At 42.2% G+C, this 14,293-nt stretch carries 15 protein-coding genes; 4 read left to right on the top strand and 11 right to left on the bottom strand.

Annotated features, from left to right (window positions below):
* Nucleotides 1-3: 3 nt before the first annotated feature.
* From BDI_RS00130 to BDI_RS00110, 5 genes are read right to left on the bottom strand one after another with little or no spacing between them, the layout of a single operon-like run.
* A complete protein-coding gene (locus tag BDI_RS00130) occupies nt 4-918 on the bottom strand; it encodes a glucosamine inositolphosphorylceramide transferase family protein (protein ID WP_005855138.1) in 915 nt (304 codons plus the stop codon).
* 18 nt (nt 919-936) lie between these two features.
* A complete protein-coding gene (locus BDI_RS00125) occupies nt 937-2,205 on the bottom strand; it encodes a nucleotide sugar dehydrogenase (protein ID WP_011965863.1) in 1,269 nt (422 codons plus the stop codon).
* Nucleotides 2,206-2,207: 2 nt separating this feature from the next.
* Nucleotides 2,208-3,182, bottom strand: a complete 975-nt coding sequence (locus tag BDI_RS00120) for an SDR family oxidoreductase (protein ID WP_005855134.1) — start codon at nt 3,180-3,182, stop codon at nt 2,208-2,210.
* A 16-nt stretch (nt 3,183-3,198) separates the two neighbouring features.
* Entirely contained in the window at nt 3,199-4,404 is a 1,206-nt protein-coding gene (gene wecC, locus BDI_RS00115; RefSeq protein WP_011965862.1) for a UDP-N-acetyl-D-mannosamine dehydrogenase, read from the bottom strand.
* A 27-nt stretch (nt 4,405-4,431) separates the two neighbouring features.
* Entirely contained in the window at nt 4,432-4,986 is a 555-nt protein-coding gene (locus tag BDI_RS00110) for a hypothetical protein (RefSeq protein ID WP_011965861.1), read from the bottom strand.
* Between the two features lie 154 nt (nt 4,987-5,140).
* On the opposite strand from BDI_RS00110, the gene BDI_RS00105 reads away from it, so the two are divergent.
* From BDI_RS00105 to BDI_RS00095, 4 genes are all read left to right on the top strand, one after another.
* Nucleotides 5,141-5,368, top strand: a complete 228-nt coding sequence (locus BDI_RS00105; protein WP_005855128.1) for a DUF4248 domain-containing protein — start codon at nt 5,141-5,143, stop codon at nt 5,366-5,368.
* Nucleotides 5,369-5,580: 212 nt separating this feature from the next.
* Nucleotides 5,581-6,054: an HU family DNA-binding protein gene (locus BDI_RS00100; RefSeq protein WP_005855124.1), complete on the top strand. Its 474-nt coding sequence runs from the start codon at nt 5,581-5,583 to the stop codon at nt 6,052-6,054.
* Between the two features lie 43 nt (nt 6,055-6,097).
* Nucleotides 6,098-6,208: a smalltalk protein gene (locus tag BDI_RS20825; RefSeq protein ID WP_151896172.1), complete on the top strand. Its 111-nt coding sequence runs from the start codon at nt 6,098-6,100 to the stop codon at nt 6,206-6,208.
* A gap of 12 nt (nt 6,209-6,220) precedes the next feature.
* A complete protein-coding gene (locus BDI_RS00095; protein WP_011965859.1) occupies nt 6,221-6,736 on the top strand; it encodes an N-acetylmuramoyl-L-alanine amidase in 516 nt (171 codons plus the stop codon).
* Here BDI_RS00095 and BDI_RS00090 read toward each other — a convergent pair whose 3' ends face one another.
* The 6 genes from BDI_RS00090 to BDI_RS00065 all read right to left on the bottom strand — a co-directional run bounded on the left by BDI_RS00090 (nt 6,737) and on the right by BDI_RS00065 (nt 14,111).
* Nucleotides 6,737-7,462, bottom strand: coding sequence for a tyrosine-protein phosphatase (locus BDI_RS00090; protein WP_011965858.1), 726 nt, complete (start codon nt 7,460-7,462; stop codon nt 6,737-6,739).
* 5 nt (nt 7,463-7,467) lie between these two features.
* Entirely contained in the window at nt 7,468-9,852 is a 2,385-nt protein-coding gene (locus BDI_RS00085; protein WP_011965857.1) for a GumC family protein, read from the bottom strand.
* Between the two features lie 33 nt (nt 9,853-9,885).
* A complete protein-coding gene (locus BDI_RS00080) occupies nt 9,886-10,704 on the bottom strand; it encodes a polysaccharide biosynthesis/export family protein (protein WP_005855116.1) in 819 nt (272 codons plus the stop codon).
* Between the two features lie 24 nt (nt 10,705-10,728).
* A complete protein-coding gene (locus tag BDI_RS00075; protein WP_005855113.1) occupies nt 10,729-11,856 on the bottom strand; it encodes an MraY family glycosyltransferase in 1,128 nt (375 codons plus the stop codon).
* The gene (locus tag BDI_RS00070; protein WP_005855111.1) at nt 11,853-12,392 is read right to left on the bottom strand and encodes a UpxY family transcription antiterminator; all 540 of its coding nucleotides are present in this window, start codon (nt 12,390-12,392) and stop codon (nt 11,853-11,855) included. The genes BDI_RS00075 and BDI_RS00070 overlap by 4 nt, the downstream gene beginning before the upstream one ends.
* 495 nt (nt 12,393-12,887) lie before the next feature.
* The gene (locus BDI_RS00065; RefSeq protein ID WP_005855107.1) at nt 12,888-14,111 is read right to left on the bottom strand and encodes a tyrosine-type recombinase/integrase; all 1,224 of its coding nucleotides are present in this window, start codon (nt 14,109-14,111) and stop codon (nt 12,888-12,890) included.
* Nucleotides 14,112-14,293: the final 182 nt, after the last annotated feature.

Genomic DNA, 14,293 nt, shown 5'->3' with positions numbered 1-14,293 from the left:
GAACTATTTATGAGATGTAATCTTCATCAGTCTACAAATTAAAGCATAAAGCGAAGAAAACAGTGGAGTTATCGCATATTCTCTTGATTTTTTATCAAAAGCTATTATATTTTGACCTTTATATTCGATATGCGAAAAGTGATGTCCTCCGTGTTTGAATTTATATTTAGGAAAGAAATTAGTCGCAACAAGCGTTTCTTCATATTTATCAATAGATAAATGTGTTACATTAAATATCGACAAATTATTCCCGTAGGATACCGAGCAATCTTGAGCAGGACGGAACAGATTGTTATTATGCGAAAAAACGGAGCCTCCGTTACGAGCAAATTTAGGATTATTCGAGATTGGAGATTGCGGATGTTTTATCCACTTATCGCTTAATAAATCATTGCAGTAATATAATTCATGATAAAAAGAGTTTTCAGTTTTATGTGTAGTAAACAAATAGTAGATGTCGCCCTTGCAAATAATAGATGAGTCTACATATTTTCCATTATCAAAGATAATTTTGTTTAATTTCCATTTATATGGGAAGTCAACACACTCATATAACCTCAACTCATTTGATTCATTACTTTCCGGAAGCATATAAATTTTATCATTTATCTTAAATACATAAGGGAATGACAAATGAAATGGTTCCTTCAATACTACAACCGGTTGAGACCAGTTTTTTAAATCCGATGTCCAAGTACAGACAATATAACCTTTCCCGTTTTTATACTTTTCTTCGTAGAAGAGATATATAGCGTTGTTATACTCAAATAAAAAAGGGTCTGCTTTTATCTGAGTACTTGATCTATAGGAAAAAGCCGGACATTTAAAACTGCCTATAATTTTTGTTTTGTTCCAATCAACAAACTCTTTACTTTCAGTTATTGCAACATAGCTATTCCACAAAGTAAATCTCTTCATTAATGCATTTAATTTAAATTACAATCGACCATTCACTATTTGTTTGTCAAGGAATCCTTTGACATCATAAATTATATGATTGTCGTTAAGCATTGACAATATATCTAACTCCGTAAATTCCTTGTGAGCAACGGCAAGAATTGCAGTGTCATACTTTTTCATTGGAAGTTGATTCGTTACTTTTATTCCATATTCGTGTTCTACGATTGCCGGATTTGCCCATGGATCATAAATTGTTATATTAACATTATACTCTCGTAGAGCATTATAAATATCAATAACCTTTGTGTTGCGCACATCAGGACAGTTTTCCTTGAATGTAAAACCTAATATCAAGATGTTTGCCCCCAACACCTGAATACCTTTTTTCAACATAAGTTTCACTACTTCGTTGGCTACATATTCTCCCATGCCATCATTCATACGTCGACCGGCAAGAATGATTTCAGGGTTGTATCCGTGACGCTGCGCACACCGAGCGAGATAATAAGGATCGACACCTATGCAATGTCCGCCTACAAGTCCCGGCTTGAATGGAAGAAAATTCCACTTTGTGGAAGCTGCCTCAAGCACATCCTGCGTGTCAATTCCCATCTTAGTGAAAATTTTGGAAAGTTCGTTGACAAAAGCGATGTTTATATCACGCTGCGAGTTTTCGATAACTTTAGCGGCTTCTGCCACCTTGATAGTTGAAGCAAGGTGGGTACCAGCTGTAATGACGGACGCATAAACTTCATTCACTTTCTTACCGATTTCAACTGTGGAACCAGAAGTAACTTTCTTGATTTTTTCAACTGTATGAAGTTTATCTCCCGGATTTATACGTTCAGGGCTATAGCCTGCAAAGAAATCTTCATTATACTTCAATCCGGACACTTTTTCCACAACTGGAATACACTCATCTTCTGTAACACCGGGATAAACAGTAGACTCATAGACTACAATATCTCCTTTGGAAATCACCTTTCCAACAGTGGTACTTGCACCATAAAGTGGAGTTAAATCCGGATTGTTGTTCTCATCCACAGGAGTTGGAACTGCTACGATGTAGAAATTACAGTCGCGAATTTGTTCAATATCTGTTGTACATTTAAACCCATGATTGTTAATGGCATCCTGAAGTAGGTCATCAGCAACTTCAAGTGTTGCATCATGCCCCTTCATCAAAGCATTCACACGAGCTTGATTCATATCAAATCCCACAGTAGGATATTTAGTTGAAAAAAGTCGGGCAAGCGGTAAGCCTACATATCCTAATCCGACTACACAAATCTTAATACTTTTCATTTTTATATCAAATTATTCCAATACCATTTCACAGCTTCTTTCAACCCCTCGCGCATACTGTATTGCGGATTATAGCCCAATAACGATTTGGCTTTGTCAATACAAGCCAGAGAATGGGGTATATCTCCTAAACGGTTAGGACCATGAATCACTTCCACTTGAATAATCTCAGAATCAAACTCGCTCAAAAATTCTTTCAGATAGCCTACAAGTTGGTTCAATGTGGTGCGTTCACCGTAGGCTGTGTTATATATCTGATTTACAGCATTCTTATTATTGGTGGTCATAGCCAGCATATTCATCTGAACCACATTGTCTATATAAGTGAAATCGCGGCTGTATTCACCATCACCATTAATAACCGGACTTTCATGAGCCATCAGTTTCTTCACAAACAATGGAATCACAGCGGCGTATGCGCCAAACGGATCCTGACGACGCCCGAACACATTGAAATAGCGCAGTCCGATGCATTCCATACCGTATGTTTTGGCAAACACATCGGCATAGAGTTCGTTCACATACTTGGTAATGGCATAAGGAGATAGTGGCTTTCCTATCACATCCTCGACCTTCGGTAGTGACTTGCTGTCGCCATAAGTAGACGAACTTGCAGCATATATAAATCGTTTCACACCTGCATCTCGGGCGGTTACCAGCATATTCAAGAATCCGGATATATTGGTGTCGTTCGTAGTAATCGGATCTTTGATAGAACGAGGTACGCTTCCCAATGCGGCTTCGTGCATAACGTAATCCACACCCTCCACTGCTTTGCGACAATCTGCCAAAACCCGGATATCACCGACTATCAATTTAAACTTTTCAGAATAGCGTTCTAAAAGCGGGAACACATTCTCTGGCTTACCGGTGGCAAAATTGTCTAAACATACCACTTCATAGTTGTGAGCCAACAAATGCTCACAAAGATTAGAACCAATAAACCCGGCTCCTCCAGTAACCAAAATCTTATTCATATTTTAATTCTCCATCTTATTTCTTAAACACTCCACAAAAATCCAATGTCACCTTATCGCCCCTCCATTCCAGTTCTCTAAATGGAATGTGTGCCGTCAAAAACACCACGATATCTGCTTTGTCATAAGCCTCTTTATAATCAGTCAATTTAAAGACATTGTGTTTTTTTATATTCGGTTCCACAACCAAAATATCGGCATTATTGCAACTCTGCATCACTTTCGTAGTGATGTATTTTGCCGGGCTTTCACGCAAATCGTCGATATTGGGTTTGAAAGCAAGTCCCATCATAGCGACACAAGGTTTGCGATGATGTTTCAATTCAAACTCCAACATGGCATTCTTCACTTTCTCGGCACACCAGAAACTCTTGTAGTTGTTAATTTCACGGGCATCACTAATCAACTTACTTTCCGCAGGGAAATCAGCAGTGATAAAGTATGGATCCACCGCAATGCAATGTCCCCCAACACCGCAACCGGGTTGCAGGATATTCACACGCGGATGCTTGTTGGCAAGATTGACAAGCTCCCAAACATTGATGCCCGCCTTGTCGCAGATAAGCGAAAGCTCATTGGCAAAAGCAATTTGTACATCGCGACTAGAGTTCTCCGTCAGTTTGCACATTTCTGCCGTGCGACAGTTCGTTTTGTGAAGCGTACCTTGTACAAATTGGGAATAGAACTCAAAGGCCTTATCGGTAGATTCAGGATTTAAACCGCCTATGACACGGTCATTATGTACCAATTCATAAATCACATTACCGGGTAATACGCGCTCCGGACAATAGGCAATATAAATCTTACCTTCCAGTTCCGGACGTTCATTAAAGATGATGCGTGCCATGGCCTCTGTGGTTCCTACGGGTGAAGTGGATTCTATTACATAAAGATCCCCTTCTTTCAGCAACGGCAATACCGCATGAGTAGCAGCTTCCACGTAACTCACATCAGGTTCATGGTTTCCCTTGAAAGGGGTAGGAACTACCATAAAATAAGCATCACTTACTTCTGGTGTAACCGAAGCCTTCAACATGCCAGTTTTCACTACTTCCTGTAACATTTTCTCCATACCAGGTTCAATGATGTGTAGATGTCCCGCATTAGTCATTTCCACTACATGGGGATTGATATCAACTCCCGTTATCTGAATGCCGTGCTTGGCAGCGATAATGGCTGTGGGCAAACCAATATAACCCAAGCCCATAAAACATGCTTTCATTCCCTATTGTTAAAAATTGTAATTATATTATATACGATCCTGTAAAGATCGGCCAGATACATTCACGCCGATTTCCCTACCGATGCTCTGGTTGACTTTCTTTCTATACTCTACTCCTACAAGGATAGGGCTCACGCTTATCACATTACCATTCTCGGGAGAGGAGCTTATGATCAGTTCGATGATGCAGGAGGCTTCCTCGCCAAGCTTTGGGGGCTCTATCTTGATTTGTTGAAGGATGCCGGCGAATGTTTGTCCGCACCGTTTCTCCCTTTTCAGTATCTCGTTCAATCGAGTGATACGCTCAAACAGCGTCGTGCCGGACGAGCCGCGTAAGTGCTTGATGAATGGGCGTAATCGGGTGTAGAAGTCTCTCTTCTCTGAATTTTCCTTGGTGACTTCCAGCTCATGCAGCAACATGGGGAGCACGACGTGATCCATCACATGATCCATATTCATGCAGTTTCTCATACGTCCGACATAATACTTTAATCTCTCCACATTGGGGATATATCGGTATAGAGACCATTCTTCATCGCTCAATTGTATATTGGTAAATGTCTTTTTTTCCTCAACTCTCATTTCTTTATTTATTTCCCGGATTTCCGAATAGGCACGGAATCATAACCGAATGCTTTTATTTATTCATGGTTTAATGTCTTCGCTCCGGTAGCTTCGCAATATCATTCGAATGAGAAAGCAATCTAAAGTATTCATTAAAAAAACTTTTTATTATATGAACGAACCGAATTTCCGCATCCGCCCCTACTCCAAAAGGGAGTTGGCGAAGCTCTATTTTCCTGATACAAATAACGAGGAATCTGCCATCGCAAACCTCCGTAACCTGATGAAGCATAACCCCGACCTGATCACCGAGTTGAAAAAAGCGTACTATAAGCCTCACAACAAAACGTTTACGCCTAAACAGACAGGCATCATCGTACAGTATCTCGGTGAACCGTAAGCGGGAACTGAAGCCGTTAGTTATTCACTAGGTATAGCCGCTAGTTATTCACTTGACAAGCCATTAGTTATTCACTTCGGAAACGCCTTAAACGAAACAACCGGAATGAAACCGAAAGCATCGGAAAGTGAGGTTTTCGACTTCCTTACTTTTGTATCAGTCAATGACATTGATAAAAATAACAGAGTATTCACTATTAAAATTTTAACATTATGGCACAGCCTTTTTATGCTAGAAAAATCGATTTGAACATTGGCCCTCGTAAGGGAGAAACTGTTTACAGTGCTCAAGCTTATTATTATGGTACAATCACTACCAAGCAGGTGGCTACCCAGATCGCACAAGAGTCGGCCTTGACACCGGCCGACGTGATCGGGGTCATCGAACGTCTCGCTTATTTCTGCCAAACCCACATGGCGCTTGGTTACAAGATCAAGCTGGACGGATTGGGCATCTTCTACAACGAGTTGCTCACCGAGAAAAGCGTAAGCACACCCAAGGAGGTGACAGCCAAGCTGGTGAAAAGTATCCGACCAGCGTTTAACGCCGAGTATACGATCCTTAACGGGACGTTCCGTTATGCGCTCCTGCCCGAGAAAACCAATTTGGTGAGAATCGACTTTAAGGGTGGGGTACCTATCGTAACTCCCGAGGAAGGGGACTCCGAAAGTCCCGACGAGATCTGATCTCCAAGAACTATACATTATTCACCCTCAAATTTGAACAGACATGAGCAATTCAAGTAAAATCGATTGGAAGAAAATAGTCCAAGCTATCGTACAGGCTATTATCGCAGCCTTAACGGCATTAGGTGTATCTTCCTGTGTTTCTCACTTCTAAATTCTAGTGACAATGACGCAAGAAACATTTCCCATGATTGTCGGCGGAGAAGAGACGCTCAACGAGCGTACCCTGCTGACGCAAGTGGAAAGCGGATTGATGATGAATGGGGCGGACTCTGTCCGCTTCATCGTCATACATTGCTCCGCTACCCAAAGTGACCGTGACTATACGGTGGAACAGCTTCACCGTGACCATAAGGTACGGGGATTCCGTACCATCGGCTATCATTTCTATATCCGCAGGAGTGGAATCGTGACACAGCATCGCCGACTGCTGGAAGTAGGTGCCCATGTCCGTGGACTCAATCGTTGCAGCATAGGTATTTGTTATGAAGGCGGATTGGATGAAAGCGGCAAAACCGCCGATACCCGTACCCCGGAACAGAAGGAGCGATTGAGGGAACTCCTGTGGAAACTCCACACGCTCTTTCCTCATGCGTTTATCGTGGGGCATCGTGACTTGCCCGGCGTAAAGAAAGCTTGTCCCTGCTTCTCGTGCGATGAATATCGTTACTTGTTCCATTAACTATCCCGGGAAATGTGTCGCTATGATGCCTTGCAACATTCGAGAGACATTTCCCGATATTCTTTTCTTCATAACACTTTCTTTCCAAAGCGTAAGGCTATGAATATCAGTTCCACAGAGTTGATAATAGCCGTTTTTCAGTAGCCACTCCGCCTTACCTCGAACCTCCGGACCATATGCACCGATCAAGGAAAGGAGATTCAATTGGAACCTCACGTTCATACCTTTCAATCGCCAATAATCTTTCTCATTCATATAGGTATATCGTTCGGGATGCGCCAGTACAGGTATATAGCCTTTTGCCTTGATCCGAAGCAGAATATTATTTAATCCCATCGGAGGATTAAAATAGGAAGTCTCCACTAGCAAATGTTTTTGAGCCTTGCCAATCGGCAACAAGTCTTCCGAGGCCAGTCGCTCCTCAAATAAGTTATCCAACATGTATTCCGCGGCTAAATGGAGAGCTATACCTCCGGAATAATATTGAAGAAGAAGCTGGAAACGTTCTCTCAATTTCTCGCTCGTGTTGGGAATGTCTTCCATGACATGGGGAGTAAGCCAAATAGATTTAACTCCTAGTTTCTCCAAACAATCCAACGTATCCAAAGATTCACCCAACGTCCGTATACCATCATCCACCCCGGGTAATATATGTGAATGGTAATCAGTAAATCCCTCCAAAATACCGCTTCCCACAAGACTGGTCTGCTTTTTGAAAAACCACATCCTATTTATTCCTCTTTCGTATATCCGGCGTAGCCGTAATGGTAGCCATATTTGTAGCCATAACGGTTACCTCCTCCGTCTGTTCCATTTAAGATCAAAGACATGTTGCCGTATTTACGTTCCGTATGGAACTTCTCGACATCCACTAACAGGTTTCGGTCAAGTAATCCCGCACGGATGATAAACAAGGTCAAGTCTGAGTACTTATTGATAATGGAAGCATCGGCCACGATCTCGACCGGCGGACAATCGATAAAGATATAATCATACTCCATACGGAGCTGTTCCAGCAATGTGGCAAAACGTTCCGAGAATAAAAGTTCCGTAGGGTTTGGGGGGATCGTACCTACGGGAATCACATCCAAACCGGCGATAGTTTCTCCCTTTACGATAATAGAGCTATAATCCGGAACCTGTCCGCTTAGGTAATCGGATATGCCACACTTTGGAGAATGGATATAATCGCTAAGGGATGCTCGACGAAGGTCCATATCTATCGCCAGAACTTTTTTACTTTTTACGGCGAGACTCGTGGAGAGATTCATCGTTATAAAGGTCTTACCGCTACCGGGATTCAAGGAAGATACCATGATAACCTTTGAGTGAGCGTCTTTTCCCATCATGAACTCTAAATTGGTACGTACTACCCGGAATGCCTCATTGATTACGTTGCGGCTTTTTTCCTTGACTACGATTATGGCCTTTTCCTCTTTCTTACGCCGGAAAAAGCCTTTTTTCGCCCGATATGACAAAGGTATCTCTCCAACGAATGGAATGGTCAATCGCTCTATATCTTTTCGCCCGCGAATAGTCGTATTCATATTCTCCAACATAAACAGGATCACGACCGGTATTAACAAGCCGAGCGCAAAAGCTACCAATAAGATATTCTTCTTAACCGGGGCTATAGGAAGCATATTTCCCGTCGGCGGGGTGATCAACCGTGTATTATATGCCGTAAAAGCTTGGGACAACTCATTCTCCTCACGTTTCTGCAACAGGAATAAATACAATGACTCTTTTACCTTTTGCTGACGTTCCACTGATAACAGGTATTTCGCTTGCGAGGGATTAGCGGCGATACGGGCCGTGGTTTGCTTCTCGCTTTGTCGCAAAGTACTAATTTGCGTATTAAGCGTGACTACCAGATTATCAATGGACGAGATGATAGCCGTACGCATGGCCTGCAAGGAATGATCCAGATCCATCACCAACGGATTTCGCTCGCTACTGTTCGCCACTAAATTGTTACGTTGCAACTGCGTCGTATTGTATTCTGATATCTGATGTTCTATATTGGTGCTTTCCAAACCGGAGTTAGCCGGTAGCAACTGGTTCTTGCTGGAAGCGTTCGTCAAGTAGTTCCGGATATAACGGGCCATGGATAACTGAGTGTTCAAAGTAAGGATGCGGGAATTGGTCTCGCTGGATTGCGCCAGATACAAACTGGAGGCCGCTTGCACATCCGGCAGCAGATTCTCGCTTTTATAAGTAGAGATATTCTCATCCACGCTCCCCAACTCCCCCTCAATCACACCCAAACGATCATTGATAAACATGGAGGTACTGATGGCGATCTGGTTCTTGTCTTTTACCCAATTCTCATTATAGACGGATATCAAGGTATTCAATATGTCTTCCGCACGCCGCACACTGACATCCTTAATCGAGAGGTTGATCACCGTTGATTTCTCGTCGCTTAACGCTACGCTCAAATTACCGGAATAGGCGGATAACGTGCCATACAGACCGGATCGCGAGACATAAATCGGCTGAGCGAACGCTCCTTGAAAATAAGGGGTCGGATCTATCGTCAGTTTACCCACCGGAGTCGTAACCAACTCCCGTAACTTACAGGTCATGACCGAGGTCTCTTCAAGCTCCTCACCCTCCCGAATGAAATCGGATAGTTCCACGTTCTCCTCATCCAGCAAACGTAAGGTAAAAGACACGGATTCATTATCTTGCAAATCCGCAAATGAAACAGAGACCGGAAGATCCTGTCCATAAAGGACTTTGCGATAAAAAGCCCCATCCGTATGATAGGCAACATCCAAACGCAATCGATTCACGACATCCAGCATAATCGCAGGAGATTGCAAGGATATCAACTCATTGTTCACATTGGTGTTCGCCTGAAAAAGCCCCAGATCGGAAAAAGAGCCTCCCACCTCGCCGGAAAGAGATTGCCCCTTCGACTCGTCCTTGATCAACAAAGCCGCCGACCGCATATAAACCGGAGGAGTAACCAATACATAAAGAATAGCGACACTTAGCGTTATCCCCAAAGAGATGACAAACCAATACCACTTGGAGAGACAGAGGTAAAACAAGTCCTGAATCCGCATGAAGTCCTCCGGTTGACCCGTTCTAACGTTATTTTGAGCCATAATTTTTTAATGAATGAATTGAATGATCAATTATTATTTGAATACAAGTACGCTAATCGTTGTCAACAAGGAAGCCAGCGATATCCAAAAGGAGGTGGAACGAACATTGTTTCCGTTGACAGTGGACTGACGTGCCCGCACGGTATTCGGCTCCACATAAATCACGTCATTCTGCTGGAGGTTATAGGCGGGAGACGCATACATCTGGCTGGCGGAGCAAAGGTCTATGCCGTAAACTCGTTGCGCTCCATTTTCCTCACGTAGTACCATTACCTTATCCCGTTTGCCATAAATCGTCAAATCGCCCGCCATACTGATAGCGTCTAACAAGGTCATTTGATCCCGGTCGATATTGAAACGCCCCGGGTTGTTCACCTCACCCAGAACCGATATTGTAAGGTTCATAAATTCAACGGTCACCACCGGATCTTTTACGTAATTCCCTGTAATCAACGCATCCTTGATAAAGGCCGCTATCTCAGACCGGCTTTTCCCCGCCACATGGATTTTTCCCAATACAGGAAAATCAATCTCACCCCGATCGTCTACCGTATAGCCGGACAAGCCACGACTTGATCCACTACCTTGCGATACCTGTCCGACCTGCTGCGACAGGATCGGCAAATTAAATAGGTTGGTCAGTTGGGGATCTCGGCTATTCACCAGAATAGAGATCTGATCGCCCGGTCGTATCTTGACCGTCAATGGAGACACGACCTTCTGCTCACTCTCTCCGGGGTGAAGATCTTGAAAATAATTCGTTTGGTGCGTAGTGGAACAGGCGCTTAAAAGAAATAACAACCCTACCAATTGTATGAAAAACACATGTGAATAACGAGAACTCTTATTCATGATATAAAATTAATTGATTTGATTTCATTGATGCCACTCTTTTTCCTGATAAAGGATGATGCACCGGTTGATGATAAGATGTATCAATGCCCACAACAACATATTTAGTACCAATAACCAAGTAAGATTTAAAACCGGGGACAGCAGGATATTCATCCCTATGAAAAAGAAGGAGATTAACAGGACCGTCACCAATACCGTACGGACACGCATACCAGTCCGCAACAACTTATGATGGATGTGATTCTTATCCGGTAAGAAGGGATTCCTGCCTTTACGTAATCGATGCAACACCACACGGAAGACATCAAGAAGAGGAACCAGGAGCGTCGAGAATGCTATAACCATATAAGGGTTTGTCCGGACCTCCCCATCTGAATGTACGACACTTAGTTGTATTACCAAGAAGCTGAGGATATAACCGATCGTCAAGCTTCCTGTATCCCCCATGAAAAGTTTGTGCCCACGCTGAGCGTTGCCAAAAACGTTATAGAACCAGAAAGGTATCAATATACCTAATGTAGCTAACGCCAACAATGCATAAAAATAAGATCCGTTAGATATACAGATAGCCGCCAATACGGTAAGCGCGATACAACTCAAGCCGGAAGCCAAGCCGTCTATACCGTCAATCAGGTTAATAGCGTTGGTTATATAAACGACTATCAAAACCGTCAAAGGAATACCCACCCACGAAGGAAGCATATAAATTCCGAACAAACCGCCTAACGAGTTAATCCATGCCCCCGGCAACACCAATAGGATCGCCGTAAAAACCTGAACAACAAATTTGTAACGATAACCGACACCCACCAGATCATCTGCCACACCAATGAGATAAAGTAGCATACAACCACTGACCCAAAACAGTAACTCCAACAAACTTCGATCGGTTAGCAAACGAGCTATCGGAATCCCAACGCAATGGAACAGACCGATTATCAAACAGAGCGACACGAGTATCGCCGGGAAGAAAGAGATACCTCCCAAGCGGGGAACAGGTATGGAATGCACCTTACGCTCGTCGGGCTGATCGAACAATCGTTTCTTATAGGAGATCAACAAGATATTGGGGATAAGTATCAATCCCTGTAAAATGGATATCAAAAAACCACCCGATAAAAAAAGACCGGTCTCTATTATCGTTCTCATATTTTTTGAATAAAGCTTTGTGGGATATAGGAGGTCGCTACGGCACAGACCCCCTGAATGGCGACAACCAAACGGCTGTTTTTCTTGATCCGGCAGATATATCCTTCCGCCCCCTTGAATTTCCCGTCAATCACTCTCACACGTTCTCCCCGACAAAACTTGGTACTGTCAGCCCCCAAATATTCCATTCCTTTCTCGCCGGATGACGTGACCAACATGAAAATATTCATCTCCCGGTCCGGAATGATAAGTGGCACCTTTTTCAATTCCTTATCTCTTGTATACAGTATCACCTTGTCCGTGAATTGTCGCTGTATCTCCATCGCACGCAACGTCGTAGAATGAAAGAACAGGATTGAACTGATAATTGGTTTACGTATGATCTTTCTTACTCCATTCCGCATGACCACCGCATCCTCACAAGGGAAATAGCAATCGATATCATCCTTCTTGAGGGATTCCTCGATCTCAAAAACTTTGTTATAAAATACTTTTAGCGCAAACCAATGGTTGCCGTCAAGTGTTATTGTTTTCAATGAATTATACCGTTTTTATTCATGTACAAAGAGGATATACCTTCCATTCCTGTATTTCCTTATTTTTTGATTAAAGGATATACAGCAATCAAGGTTAATCCGGCTATTTTTATATAAAATTCCGAAATGAGGACCATTCCTGACTACAGTGAATGGGAAACCCTAACCCTATATTTCTACCGTTTCTTGGTAAGAAACAGTACAAATAGTTATTTATCTTATTATCAAATACATAAAATATATAAAAACTACTTTTTTACTCGGTTTACTCAATTTGATACTCGAAAAAAGATAAGGTTGTTGTCGAAAAAAGTATACACTCTCATTTTCCAGACCAGACAAAGAATAATAGAGAAGAAAACAATTAACGTATTTATATATGCTATTTGTTAACGAGTTACATCAACAGAGGATACAATTTATATCCAAAAATCCCCCCTTTATTTTTTTGTTTTGCAGATTATAATTACATTTGCGACGTATTTCTAAGATTTCTTACCAAGAGACAGTAGAATTTAGGTCTTTTAAAATTCCATTATTCGCATTGTCTATCAACGAGTTATCCAAAGAGTCCAAATAAATAAGAGTTGTCTTCTCGGAGGTATGTCCCATTCCTGCGCTGATAACCGCAACAGGGATATTATGATTGCGTGCAGCGGTAGCCCAACTATGGCGGGGAGTGTATGAAGATAGAGGCAATGTCTCACCGATTAACTTCCCCAATCGCTTTAATTTCTGATTATGGTAATTCAATCCCGTTTGGTATTGCAAGTAAGCCCGATCCGGATTTTCATCGGTAATGATTGGAAATACATAGGGAGTTTTCGAAGAGTCCGATAGATATCGTCTCAAGATCGCCTCTATACAAGGTTCAATTCGCAACGTCAGGTTTTGACCGGTCTTATGGCGACAGTAAGTAATTACCCCTTTACCTATATTTTCTTTTTTCAAATAAGCCATATCCACAAACGCCATCCCTCGAGTACTATAGCTGAATACAAACAAATCCCGAGAGAGAGCCAAAGCCGATGAATAAGACAGGTCAAGTCTCTGCAACTTCAAAATGGTCTTTTCACTAACGGCACGTTTCGATGTCTTGGCGATCCCGGTATATACCTCATGAAAAGGAAAAGCTTGCTCCACAAGTTGCTCTTGTACAGCTTTATTATAAGCGGCACGCAAGATTCTCATATAAAATGAGCTACTATTCTTACTCACTCTCCTTCCCCATAGCCATTTCTCATATTTGCAAGCCGTATCGGAGTCTAATGCGGTGAGAGGTATATCACAATTCTCTAAAAAAGAGGAGAAGCTGTTCAATGTTCGTAAATAATTACGGGAAGTACTGAATTGACCGCTATCATGAAGGAGTCCAATCTCTTTTCTCAAATAGTCCAACATTCCGGTTTCAGTTTTTGGAGATCGAAATCTCCTGATCACATCGGATAAGGTGTATTCATCCCCTACAGCATCTAATTCCCGAATGATTTTCCGGATCGCAACTAAGTCCGCATTTATTCGTTTCTGATAAGAAAAAATAGTTTTTTCATTGTCAGGCGTAACAACCAACTCTCGTTTCTCCCCATTCCACCAATGAGGAAATATCCGCATATCGGTAGTTATTTGCCTATTCTCCTGTCTGTGACAAAGTTGGTAGCAGACAACACCCGCTTTGCCTCTCACCGTCGATGGACGAAACTTTACTTTTATTGTAGCCATACTTTTTTAAGCCAATTTTACACTAGCCAACCCGAAATGTCAATAGGTAGACAATAATAATTATCATAGAAAATCTATCATAATGTCCTCATTCAGGAGCTATTTAAAACATATGACTCACCCAAAAAGTTGTTTATAGGAGATATCTATCAGATTCTGCTAAAAAGATTGAATTTATGAAA

The sequence above is a fragment of the Parabacteroides distasonis ATCC 8503 genome (genome assembly GCF_000012845.1).
Lineage (GTDB): Bacteria > Bacteroidota > Bacteroidia > Bacteroidales > Tannerellaceae > Parabacteroides > Parabacteroides distasonis.
This window is presented reverse-complemented; position numbering and strand designations above follow the sequence as displayed.

Bases quoted from the DNA above. Each gene is read 5' to 3' on its own strand.
- BDI_RS00110 (WP_011965861.1), bottom strand. From the start codon at position 4,986: ATGAGAGTTGAGGAAAAAAAGACATTTACCAATATACAATTGAGCGAT.
- BDI_RS00090 (WP_011965858.1), bottom strand. From the start codon at position 7,462: ATGTGGTTTTTCAAAAAGCAGACCAGTCTTGTGGGAAGCGGTATTTTG.
- BDI_RS00130 (WP_005855138.1), bottom strand. From the start codon at position 918: ATGAAGAGATTTACTTTGTGGAATAGCTATGTTGCAATAACTGAAAGT.
- wecC (WP_011965862.1), bottom strand. From the start codon at position 4,404: ATGAAAGCATGTTTTATGGGCTTGGGTTATATTGGTTTGCCCACAGCC.
- BDI_RS00120 (WP_005855134.1), bottom strand. From the start codon at position 3,182: ATGAATAAGATTTTGGTTACTGGAGGAGCCGGGTTTATTGGTTCTAAT.
- BDI_RS00095 (WP_011965859.1), top strand. From the start codon at position 6,221: ATGACGCAAGAAACATTTCCCATGATTGTCGGCGGAGAAGAGACGCTC.
- BDI_RS20825 (WP_151896172.1), top strand. From the start codon at position 6,098: ATGAGCAATTCAAGTAAAATCGATTGGAAGAAAATAGTCCAAGCTATC.
- BDI_RS00105 (WP_005855128.1), top strand. From the start codon at position 5,141: ATGAACGAACCGAATTTCCGCATCCGCCCCTACTCCAAAAGGGAGTTG.
- BDI_RS00125 (WP_011965863.1), bottom strand. From the start codon at position 2,205: ATGAAAAGTATTAAGATTTGTGTAGTCGGATTAGGATATGTAGGCTTA.
- BDI_RS00080 (WP_005855116.1), bottom strand. From the start codon at position 10,704: ATGAATAAGAGTTCTCGTTATTCACATGTGTTTTTCATACAATTGGTA.
- BDI_RS00075 (WP_005855113.1), bottom strand. From the start codon at position 11,856: ATGAGAACGATAATAGAGACCGGTCTTTTTTTATCGGGTGGTTTTTTG.
- BDI_RS00065 (WP_005855107.1), bottom strand. From the start codon at position 14,111: ATGGCTACAATAAAAGTAAAGTTTCGTCCATCGACGGTGAGAGGCAAA.
- BDI_RS00085 (WP_011965857.1), bottom strand. From the start codon at position 9,852: ATGGCTCAAAATAACGTTAGAACGGGTCAACCGGAGGACTTCATGCGG.
- BDI_RS00100 (WP_005855124.1), top strand. From the start codon at position 5,581: ATGGCACAGCCTTTTTATGCTAGAAAAATCGATTTGAACATTGGCCCT.